Source organism: Hydrogenophaga intermedia, assembly GCF_023715105.1.
In the GTDB taxonomy this organism is placed as follows: Bacteria; Pseudomonadota; Gammaproteobacteria; order Burkholderiales; family Burkholderiaceae_C; genus Hydrogenophaga; species Hydrogenophaga intermedia_A.
The window spans coordinates 18,908-27,777 of the sequence record NZ_JAMBNO010000035.1 but is presented as its reverse complement, the minus strand read 5'-3'; the positions used below and the strand labels follow the sequence as shown (position 1 = coordinate 27,777).

Here is an 8,870-nt window from a genome sequence, read left to right as displayed (position 1 = left end):
CGCCTACATTCGCTGGTACAACGAGAAGCGGATCAAGATCTCTCTGGGCTCTCTCAGTCCAGTCGAGTACCGACGCAGCCTCGGAATCGTCGCTTAACCAGTCCAAGATTTGTACCGCACCCCCCCCGGGTCAGCTTTGCGTGGAAATCAACACCTACACGCGAGCTGCGAAGAAGATCTGAGCAACGGAGCGCGACGCATGAAACCCTTCCAACTTGCCCTGGTGGCTCTCTGCGCATGGCTGCCAGCGGCCTTTGCGCAGCACACGGGTGCGAACCATCGCGAGCACGGGGCGGCCACGCCGTCCAAGCAGGCCCATGGCCCTTATGCCGGCATGCAGGAGCGTGCCATCAAGGCCTTGTCCGAACAGCAGTTGAGCGACCTGCGGGCCGGCAAGGGCATGTCGCTGGCGCTGCCGGCCGAGCTGAACGGCTACCCGGGCCCCTCGCACGCGCTCGAGCTGGCCGAGCCGCTGAAGTTGACAGCCGAGCAGAAGAGCCGCACGCAGGCGCTGTTCGCACAGATGCAGCAGGAGGCCAAATCCGCTGGGGAGGAAGTCATCGCGGCCGAGGGGGCGCTTGATGCACTCTTCAAGACCAAGGCGGCCACGCCCGGCGCCCTGCGGACCGCGACGCACAACGCGGCCGTGGCGCAGGGCCAATTGCGCGAAACCCATCTGCGCTACCACCTGGCGATGGTCGAGCTGCTCTCGCCCGAGCAGGTCGCGACCTACAACCGGCTGCGCGGCTATTGAAGCGAGGGCGCTGCGACCGGCGGGCACCGGCCCGGGTCGGCGCGGCGCCAGACCTGGGTCTGGCAGATGAACAGCACGCAGCCGTCGACGACCAGCCGCTGCGGCGACTGCAGCTGGAGCGAGCCCTTGTAGTCGCGCCCATCCTCCGGGTTGTAGAGGCGCCCACCGCGCCAGAAGCCCGCTTCGGCGGCCTGTATCCGGTCGATCACCAGGCGACCGATCAGCGGGCTCCTGTCGGCAACGCCCTTCGGCGCTTCGTCCCACAGCCACACGATGCGTCCGCAGACCGCGTCGCCGCAGGGCTCGATGCGGACCCGTGCGTTGAAGCCGGGGGTCCACCATTCACCGGTCACGCCGCCCGTTGCGCCGGGCTGCGCATGCGCCTGCGGCGCACTGAACAGCACACTCGTCGCCAGGATCAGCGCGGCCTTCATGCCGACTGCCCCGCAGCCTTGGCCTTGCCGAAGCGCGCGTCGCCATGGCGCAAGTAGTCCGGGTCCTCGGTGCCGCACCAGCGGTCCCACCAGGTGAAGTAGAGGCCGAAGTTGCCGCGGTTGCGGGCGTGATGGAAGTGGTGGTGACTGACCGGCGTGACCCAGCCCAGCCAGCCGCGCGGCGTCCAGCGCCAGGGCAGCAGCTCGTGGGCGCAATGGCCGATCGTGTTGCGCAGGATCATGTGCACGAGGAACACTGCGATCGCGCCTTCGTGCATCGGCACGACCAGCAGGAACAGCGGCAGGAAGACCGCCTGCACCAGCGCCTCGACCGGATGGAAGGCGTAGGCTGCCCAGGGTGTCGGGTGCAGGGATGCATGATGGCGGCCATGCACGGCGCGGAACCAGCGCCGGTGATGCAGGGCTCGGTGGGTCCAGTAGAACCACGCATCGTGCGCGACGATGATCAGCACCAGGCTGGCCCACCACCAGACCCATCCGCGTTCGGCCACGTCGGCGTAGATCTCGACCGTCCCGGCCTTTGACAGCAGCCAGATCAGCATCCCGTTGGCGGCGAAGATGACCACCGTCGCAATCGAGTAGCTGAACTCGCGCCGCACCTGCCCGGGCTGGCGCGTGCCGTCGAGGATGCGCCGGCCGGCCAGGCGGCGACCGAGCAGCACCTCCACCAGCAGCCAGACCGTGCCGGCGGCCAGCCCGTAGCGCAGGAAGTCGATGGCGAGGATGGTCAGCGCCAATTGGGGCAGGGATGGATCTTGCACAGGAGGCCTCCGATGGGGTTGGGATGCCCTCATCGTGGCCAGCGACCCCCTTCCGGTCTGGCCGATTCGTCGCAAAGTCTGGCCGAAACGTCGCCGAAGCAGCTCAGACGGCCTGCCGATGCCGCTCCATGCGGGCTGCAGCCCGGTACTCGGTCGGAGTCATCCCGAAACGCTGCCGGAAGGCGCGGTTGAACGGTCCGATCGAGCCGTAGCCACATTCGAGCGCGATGCTGAGGATCGGCAGGTCTTCGCTGGTCAGGCGCTGCGCGGCCTCCTGCAAGCGGTAGTGGTGCAGGAAGTCGTTGAAGTTGCGGTAACCGAGCTCCTGGTTGATCAGCCGCCGCAGCACGGCTTCACCAACCTCCAGCGTCTTGGCCAGCTCGGCCAGCGTCAGGCCTTCGCGGCGGTAGGCCTGTTCCTCGGTCATCGCGCGGGTCAGGCGCGCCATCGCTGGAGATGGGGCGGCGGCAGGGCGATCGGCCAGCGGCTCTTCGGGCGCCGGGCCGCTCATTTCGGGTTCGGGCGGCGGGCCAAGGATGGCGCCGAGCGAACGTCGTGCCACCAGCACCGCCAGCGCCAGCGCAACGCTGCCGATACCCAGCACGTGCAACGCCGGCAGCAGCGCGCCGACTGGACGCCCGCGCACCGCCAGTTCGACCACTAGCGCCACGGCGGCATAGACGCCGATGCCCAAGGCCACCCAGCGGCGCACCGCCCGGCGGGGCTCCACCAGGTCGTCACGCCAGCCGCGCGCCACCTCCCACAGCGCGGCAGCGGTAAAGCCGAGCATCGCCAGGGCGTGCAGGTGCTCGAGCGTGCCGCCTTCGGGCCTGGGCAGCCTGGCGAGTGCTGCATCCATCTGCGGGACGTTGTCCGCCAGGCCGATCAGCGTCAGCGCGATCGGTGGCGCGAGCAGGGGAACGGTCAGCGCGAAACGGTCGTCGAACAACCCACGCGCGGCGAGCCACAGCCAGGCCGTGCTGCTGGTGCACAGCGCCAGCGTGAGCAGGGCGAGGGGCCGCGGCAGCATGAACAGCAATTCACTTCGCTGGCAGAACAGGTAGGCGACGAGCGACAACGTGAACACCGCCAGTGCCGCCCGCGTGGCGGCCCGCGGGCCAGGCAGCGCGAGGTGGATCAGATGGAAGGCCAGCACGCCACCGACTGCGCCGCGCAGCAGCAAGTCCCACACCCACACGCCAGCCGGCAGACCCGTCATCGTGATGTGCGCCTCAACTGGGTGCGGCTGTACACGCGGTAGGGCTGGCCCGGTGGCGCCAGCTCAAAGACCTCGACGAGCTCGTCGTCGGACGGGAACTCGTAACTCTCGCGAGCCTTCCACGCATTGTTGAAGTTCTCGAACGACTCGCTCTCGAACACCAGCGTGGCTGTCGAGCCGGCAGGCGGTTCGATGCGCCGGTAGGTGTTGACGAAGCTCTCGATGTGGAACTGGCGCAGTACCAGCGTCTTGCGCGGCTTGTCGTAGCTGAACATCCCCCAGTGCTCATGCACTTCGCCGTTCTTGTTCTTCTCCTGCGGCGGATAGGTGGAGGTGTTGGTTTCGTGGATGTAGCGACCGCCCATCACGAACACATAACGCCGCTGCACGATGGCCTCGCCGGCCGATCCGGCGGAGCTTCCGGACCAGGTGCCGATCAGCCGCGCGAGCGGTTGCCAATGTTCAGGCGTGGGATCGGCTGCCCCGGCAGGGCTGATGACGAAGAGCGTGACAAGCAGGAATGCTGCTATGCGAATCACGAGGTGTCTCCCAAGCGACGAGCGCCAGCCAACCGCCATTCTGGTCCCGCGCGTCAGCAACGCCTCCTCCAACGCATCCGGCGGGTTGGTCCAGAGTTGGCATAGGCCTCGGTGGGCACCAGCCAGGCGCACCGTGCCGCAGCCACTCATTCGCGCTTCGCGAACATCGCACATTTGGAGTTCTGCGACGAGATGTCGCCGCGTTCGCTCCCGTGCCGACGGTATCGGCCTCAGGCGCCTGGAAGACACCACCTGGCGCCGGCACCTCAAGCCTGGAGCGCGCACCGCCCTGATACCGTCAGCTCCGAGGAGAGGCATCGTCGCCGATACCGTCAAGTCCTTTGGAACCATCCGCGCCGATACCGTCAGGCCTCGCACATTGGCCGATTCTCTGGGCCCATTCGGTGGCGCTCGACGGGTCGAAATGCCTCAGCGTCGCAATCAGCGGACGGGGCAGTGCGGGTCCTTTTGCGATACTTTAACGTCGGACCGATATGGCCCTTGATGAGACCAGTTTGATGCAGAGCGCAAAGGCATGGCAGATTGTCGGTATCGGCGCCGGTACCAAACGGCCTGCGTCCGGTCGCCGGCCCTGCTACGCCCGGGCGTCCAGGTTCGAGTTGACGATCGAGTGGGAGTGAGCGGAAGCGGACGGTCTTTGTCCGATCTGGTCGAATGCGGTATTCTTACCAAACCTTGATCGATGCCGCAAAGTTACGAAAATGACCGCCGCTGCCACTGCCACCCTTTCCAGCAAGTTCCAGATCTCCATTCCCAAAGTCGTGCGCGAAGAGCAGCACTGGCAGGCGGGTCAGGAGTTCGTGTTCATCCCGAAGGGCAAAGGCGTGCTGGTGATGCCGGTGCCTGAGCGAGAGCAATTGGCTGGCATCGCCAAGGGCGCCCGCACCGACGGCTATCGCGACCGCAAGGACCGCTATTGATGGCGGCGGCGCCGGTCGTGGTCGATACCTCGGCCTGGATCGAATGGCTCACCGGCAGTGCACTGGGCAGGAAGCTGGGGAAGCACATCCCCGACAAAGCGCAGTGCGTCGTGCCGACCATCGTGCAGCTTGAACTGTCGAAGTGGTTGGTGCGTGAGCTTGGCGAGGAGCAGGCCGATCAGGTGATCGCGTACACGCAGAAGTGCGTGGTGGTGCCACTGGACACAACCGTTGCATTGCTCGCCGCGGACTTGCACAGAGCGCACAAACTGGCCACGGCCGACGCCATTGTCTATGCGACCGCGCGCCATCAAGGAGTGGACCTGCTCACCTGCGACGCGCACTTCAAGGGCTTGCCAGGTGTGGCCCTGTTCACCAAAGCAGCCTGATTGGCTCTTGGCCGCCCATGGCTTGTCCGAACGTCTGGTCTGAAGCGCTGGATCGCCGCCTGGGCCTTTGGCGCTCGCTGCTGGTCTACCACGGCATTCCCTGGCGGCGCGCGCAGTTGCGGCGCTTCTACCGGCGCTTCGTGCCCGCTGGTGGGCTGGCGTTCGACGTCGGCGCGCACACGGGCAACCGGCTGCAGGCGTTCCTGGACCTGGGCGCTCGGGTGGTGGCGGTGGAGCCGCAGCCCGAATTGGCAGCGCGCCTGGCGCGGCGCTACGGCCACGATACGCGGGTGTATCTGGTGGACGGTGCGCTCGGTCGCGCGCCGGGTCGCGCACCGCTGCTCAGCAGCCCGCGCACGCCCACGGTGGCCACGCTGTCGGGCGATTTCGTGGCGCGCGCGGGTGCCGCGCCGTCGTTCGAGGGCGTGCGCTGGCAGTCCGGCCCCGAGGTGGCGGTGAGCACGCTGGACGCACTGATCGCGGTACACGGCCGGCCGGATTTCGTGAAGATCGACGTTGAAGGTTTCGAGCTGGAGGTGCTCCTCGGCCTGAACCAGCCGTTGCCCGCCCTGTCGTTCGAGTACGTGCCGGCGGTGCGCGATGTGGCGCTGTCATGCATCGACCGCCTCGAACAGCTCGCGGGGCCACAGCGTTACCGCTACGCCGCCTCGCTGGGCGAGCGGCTGCATCTGATGCGACCCGATGGCGAGCCAGCGGACGCCCTGCGTGCCTGGCTGCAGGCGCTGGCGGCCGATGCACCGTCGGGCGATGTGCACGCCTGGTTGCCTGACTGAACCTCAGTGGTGTTCGCTGCGGCCGTCAAAGGCCAGCAGCAAGGCGCGTGTGAGTTCGTGCATGTCACCCAGCGCCGCATCGCTGGGCTGCAGGCCTGCGGTGAAACCCAGATTCTCGAATCGGCGGATCAGCGCCGGGTCACTGGCGATCACGTGCACCGGCACGTCCCAGGAGGCATCGCGTCCGGCCAGTCCGCCGGGCGGCTGGTGGTCGCCCACGACGATCAACACCTGGCGCGATGGATCGGTGACCGCCAGATGCCGTGCGAGCCAGCGGAACTGGTAGCGCAGGCTGCGTGTGTAGCGCTCGGCGGTCGACCCGGTGTCGCCGTCGGCGGCCGACTCGCCTGGCAGCGTTGGCAGCGGGTGAAAGGGTGCGTGGGTGCTGGTGGTCGGGAACACCGCGAACACCGGCTTGCGGGGGCTGCTGTTCAACTCCTGCGCCTGCAGCAGTTCCATCGCCGCGTGGTCGGGAATGCGCCAGTAGCCGACGTCGGGACCGCTGTAACCCAGCCGGGCATCGTCGGCGAGGCGCTCGAAGCCATAGAACGCGCCTTCGGGCCAGGGGCGCTTGATGCCCGGCATCCAGCCCACCGTGCGGTAGCCGTGGCGCGCGAAGTGCTGCACCAGCGTGGGCCGCTCGCTGGCGAGCAACAGGTTGTGGCGGGCTGGTTCGTCGATGGCAATGCCCGAAAGAAGGCTGGCGTGCGACAACCATGACGCGCCGCCGAAGGTGGCCGCGCGCACGCGCGCCGAGACCACCTGTCTCCCGCTGGCATCGATGGCATCCAGCAGCCGTGCGCGAGCCGGGGCCAGCGTGGTTTGCATCGCCGCGTCGTCGAACGCGACCGCGCCGTAGGACTCGGCGAACATCAATATCACGTCGGCCGAGCCCTCGGGGGTGCGCAGCGCGTGCAGGTCGGTGTCGAACGCCGGCCCGGGGCCAAGGGTGGCATCGGCTTGCCCGGGCCACGCCGCCTGGGTGAGTAGCGTGGCCTGCTGCATCAAGGTGGGCGTGAGCGGCAGCGAAAAGAACCAGCGCGTGTCCCGCTCATCGGGCACATAGGCAACAAAACACAGGGAGAACGCGCCCGCCGCCAGGCCGCTGCCGCGGCGCAAGCTGGGCAAGGTGGCCAGCGCATGGGCCAGGGTCGCCATGCCCCAGCGCGCCACCACCAGCAACAACGAAGCGCCCAGCAGCAGCGCTGACAAGGCGCCCGTCACGTGCCACCAGGACCACGATTGCCCGACCACGCGGATCAACTCGAACGCGTGGCGGCCATCCCAGTACAGATTGACCGGTCTGCCCATCACCGCGGGCACGGTCACGTCGAGGTAGCGCACGGCCACCAGCAACACGAAGCCGAACGCCAGCGCGGTGGTGGCGCGTGGCGTGGGCACGCCGCGCCAGGCCACCCAGGCCGCCAGCAGCGCCAGCCCCAGGCAGAGCTCGAACGAGAGCCGCGGCATGTAGAGCACGCCCAGCCCGGGCCAGCGGTTCTCGAACGTGAGCAGGGTGTTGAGAATGAAGAAGGCCAGGCCGGCGCGCAGCCATGCGGCTGCCATCACTGGCGCACCGCCTCGAATTCAATGATCAGATCGACCGTGTCACCGACCCAGCCGTTGGCCACGGCGTAGTTCATGCCGTAGGCGCTGCGCTTGAAGCTGCCGCGCGCGGACACGCCCATCACATAGGGCTTGCGCCCGAAGCCGCCCAGCGGCGATTCGGCACTCTTGTTCCAGGTGGCCTGCAGCGTGAGCGGTTGGCTCTTGCCCAGCAGTTCGAGTTGGCCCGTGATTTCGTACTGCCGATCGGCCGTGCGCCGGGCACTGCTGGCGGTGAACACCATGCGCGGAAATTCGCCGCTGTTGAGGAAGTCCGGCCCCTTGAGGTGGTCGTCGCGCTTGCGCTGGTTGCTGAACACGCTGGCGGTGTCGACCTCGATGCGCACGTCCGACAGCGTGCCGGTGGCCTCGTCGAAGCGGTAACTGCCGCGTGCCGAGCGGAACATGCCCAGCACCTTGGCGTAGCCGATGTGGTCGACCAGAAAGCCGAGCGAAAGGTGGTCGGGGTCGATCTCATAGCGCTGGGGCTGTGCCAGGGCGGCGCCGGTGCCCAGCAGGGCGGTCAGCGCGAGCGCGGCCAGGGTGGGCAGGGTTTTCATGCGCGGCTCTCCCGGAAAGTGGCGCGATGCCGCGCCAGGTGGTGGATGTCGATGGCGAATGAGGCGGTGAGCAACAGCAGGCTCAGCCCGGCAATCGCCGTGGCCAGGGCCGGCGGCACGATGGGGCCGAGGCAGACGATGAGGGCGGTGATCTGCACCACGCACACCGCCTGGCGACGCCGGCTGGGCGGCAGTGGTGCGGTCAGCCAGGGCAGCGCCCAGGCGGCGGCCACGAAGGCGTAGCGCATGAGGCCCGAGGCCAGCACCCAGGCGCCGGCCTGCCCGGCCTGCCACACCAGGGCACTGAGCACCAGCGTGAAGGCGGCGTCGGTCTCCATGTCGAAGCGTGCGCCGAACGCGCTTGCCAGGCCCTGGCGGCGGGCCAGCGCGCCATCGGCGGCGTCCAGCACGGCGATCAGCGTGGCGGCCACGATCAGCACCCAGCCACCCACCGGCGCGGCCGAAGGCGGCGCGGCGGGCACCGCCTCGCCGAGCAGTGCGGCCACCGTGGCCATGCCGGCCAGGCGACCCAGGGTGATGCGGTTGGCGGCGCCGAAGCGCGGGTGCGGGTGTGCGCAGCCGGCCAGTCCGCGCCACACCAGCCAGCACCCGACGGCATACACGGCCAGCGCCTTGGCCACGAAATCGGCGCCGAAGCCGCTGGCACCCAGTGCGCCCGCCACCAGCCCGAGCAGCAGTGCGGTGGTTGCCAGCGCGCGGGCGGCGTCGCGGCGCAGGGCCGGGCCATCCAGGATGGCCGAGGGCGGCGGGGGTGCAAGGGAAGGGCGCATGGCAGCTTGCGGTGGTGGGCTCTAAGATGACCGGACAGTCGCGAGGTTCACTGCGAAGTCGT

Annotated in this window: 12 protein-coding genes; 5 read left to right on the top strand and 7 right to left on the bottom strand. The window is 68.3% G+C overall.

Annotated elements, in window-relative coordinates; all coding sequences use genetic code 11:
* A partial coding sequence (locus M3149_RS21220) for an IS3 family transposase (RefSeq protein WP_251711373.1) occupies positions 1–97 on the top strand: 97 nt, incomplete at its 5' end.
* Between the two features lie 102 nt (positions 98–199).
* Positions 200–754 (top strand): Spy/CpxP family protein refolding chaperone, encoded by a 555-nt coding sequence (locus M3149_RS21215; RefSeq protein WP_251711371.1) that lies wholly within the window; start codon positions 200–202, stop codon positions 752–754.
* On the opposite strand, the gene M3149_RS21210 is transcribed toward M3149_RS21215, so the two are convergent.
* The 4 genes from M3149_RS21210 to M3149_RS21195 form a co-directional block, all read right to left on the bottom strand.
* Positions 748–1,188: a DUF2147 domain-containing protein gene (locus M3149_RS21210; RefSeq protein ID WP_251711370.1), complete on the bottom strand. Its 441-nt coding sequence runs from the start codon at positions 1,186–1,188 to the stop codon at positions 748–750. The two genes, M3149_RS21215 and M3149_RS21210, sit on opposite strands and share 7 nt — an antisense overlap.
* On the bottom strand, positions 1,185–1,970 hold the full coding sequence (locus M3149_RS21205; RefSeq protein ID WP_251711369.1) for a sterol desaturase family protein: 786 nt from the start codon (positions 1,968–1,970) through the stop codon (positions 1,185–1,187). Before M3149_RS21205 ends, M3149_RS21210 begins: the two co-directional genes overlap by 4 nt.
* Positions 1,971–2,073: 103 nt before the next feature.
* Complete coding sequence (locus M3149_RS21200; protein WP_251711368.1) at positions 2,074–3,189, bottom strand: helix-turn-helix transcriptional regulator; 1,116 nt, start codon at positions 3,187–3,189, stop codon at positions 2,074–2,076.
* On the bottom strand, positions 3,186–3,878 hold the full coding sequence (locus M3149_RS21195) for a DUF1579 domain-containing protein (RefSeq protein WP_251711367.1): 693 nt from the start codon (positions 3,876–3,878) through the stop codon (positions 3,186–3,188). Before M3149_RS21195 ends, M3149_RS21200 begins: the two co-directional genes overlap by 4 nt.
* Before the next feature lie 572 nt (positions 3,879–4,450).
* On the opposite strand from M3149_RS21195, the gene M3149_RS21190 reads away from it, so the two are divergent.
* The 3 genes from M3149_RS21190 to M3149_RS21180 are packed head-to-tail and all read left to right on the top strand — an operon-like array spanning position 4,451 to position 5,852.
* Positions 4,451–4,669 (top strand): AbrB/MazE/SpoVT family DNA-binding domain-containing protein, encoded by a 219-nt coding sequence (locus M3149_RS21190; RefSeq protein WP_251711366.1) that lies wholly within the window; start codon positions 4,451–4,453, stop codon positions 4,667–4,669.
* Complete coding sequence (locus tag M3149_RS21185; protein ID WP_251711365.1) at positions 4,669–5,058, top strand: type II toxin-antitoxin system VapC family toxin; 390 nt, start codon at positions 4,669–4,671, stop codon at positions 5,056–5,058. The genes M3149_RS21190 and M3149_RS21185 overlap by 1 nt, the downstream gene beginning before the upstream one ends.
* 17 nt (positions 5,059–5,075) lie before the next feature.
* Entirely contained in the window at positions 5,076–5,852 is a 777-nt protein-coding gene (locus M3149_RS21180; RefSeq protein ID WP_251711364.1) for an FkbM family methyltransferase, read from the top strand.
* Positions 5,853–5,855: 3 nt separating this feature from the next.
* Here the strand turns inward: M3149_RS21180 and M3149_RS21175 are convergent, their stop codons facing one another.
* The 3 genes from M3149_RS21175 to M3149_RS21165 are packed head-to-tail and all read right to left on the bottom strand — an operon-like array spanning position 5,856 to position 8,808.
* A complete protein-coding gene (locus M3149_RS21175; RefSeq protein WP_251711363.1) occupies positions 5,856–7,418 on the bottom strand; it encodes a sulfatase-like hydrolase/transferase in 1,563 nt (520 codons plus the stop codon).
* Positions 7,418–8,017, bottom strand: coding sequence for a YceI family protein (locus M3149_RS21170; protein ID WP_251711362.1), 600 nt, complete (start codon positions 8,015–8,017; stop codon positions 7,418–7,420). The genes M3149_RS21175 and M3149_RS21170 overlap by 1 nt, the downstream gene beginning before the upstream one ends.
* The gene (locus tag M3149_RS21165; protein ID WP_251711361.1) at positions 8,014–8,808 is read right to left on the bottom strand and encodes a CDP-alcohol phosphatidyltransferase family protein; all 795 of its coding nucleotides are present in this window, start codon (positions 8,806–8,808) and stop codon (positions 8,014–8,016) included. The genes M3149_RS21170 and M3149_RS21165 overlap by 4 nt, the downstream gene beginning before the upstream one ends.
* Positions 8,809–8,870: the final 62 nt, after the last annotated feature.

Excerpts from the sequence above, each read along its gene's own strand:
- M3149_RS21215 (WP_251711371.1), top strand. The coding sequence starts at position 200 with ATGAAACCCTTCCAACTTGCCCTGGTGGCTCTCTGCGCATGGCTGCCA.
- M3149_RS21210 (WP_251711370.1), bottom strand. The coding sequence starts at position 1,188 with ATGAAGGCCGCGCTGATCCTGGCGACGAGTGTGCTGTTCAGTGCGCCG.
- M3149_RS21200 (WP_251711368.1), bottom strand. The coding sequence starts at position 3,189 with ATGACGGGTCTGCCGGCTGGCGTGTGGGTGTGGGACTTGCTGCTGCGC.
- M3149_RS21195 (WP_251711367.1), bottom strand. The coding sequence starts at position 3,878 with ATGAGTGGCTGCGGCACGGTGCGCCTGGCTGGTGCCCACCGAGGCCTA.
- M3149_RS21190 (WP_251711366.1), top strand. The coding sequence starts at position 4,451 with ATGACCGCCGCTGCCACTGCCACCCTTTCCAGCAAGTTCCAGATCTCC.
- M3149_RS21185 (WP_251711365.1), top strand. The coding sequence starts at position 4,669 with ATGGCGGCGGCGCCGGTCGTGGTCGATACCTCGGCCTGGATCGAATGG.
- M3149_RS21180 (WP_251711364.1), top strand. The coding sequence starts at position 5,076 with ATGGCTTGTCCGAACGTCTGGTCTGAAGCGCTGGATCGCCGCCTGGGC.
- M3149_RS21175 (WP_251711363.1), bottom strand. The coding sequence starts at position 7,418 with ATGGCAGCCGCATGGCTGCGCGCCGGCCTGGCCTTCTTCATTCTCAAC.
- M3149_RS21170 (WP_251711362.1), bottom strand. The coding sequence starts at position 8,017 with ATGAAAACCCTGCCCACCCTGGCCGCGCTCGCGCTGACCGCCCTGCTG.
- M3149_RS21165 (WP_251711361.1), bottom strand. The coding sequence starts at position 8,808 with ATGCGCCCTTCCCTTGCACCCCCGCCGCCCTCGGCCATCCTGGATGGC.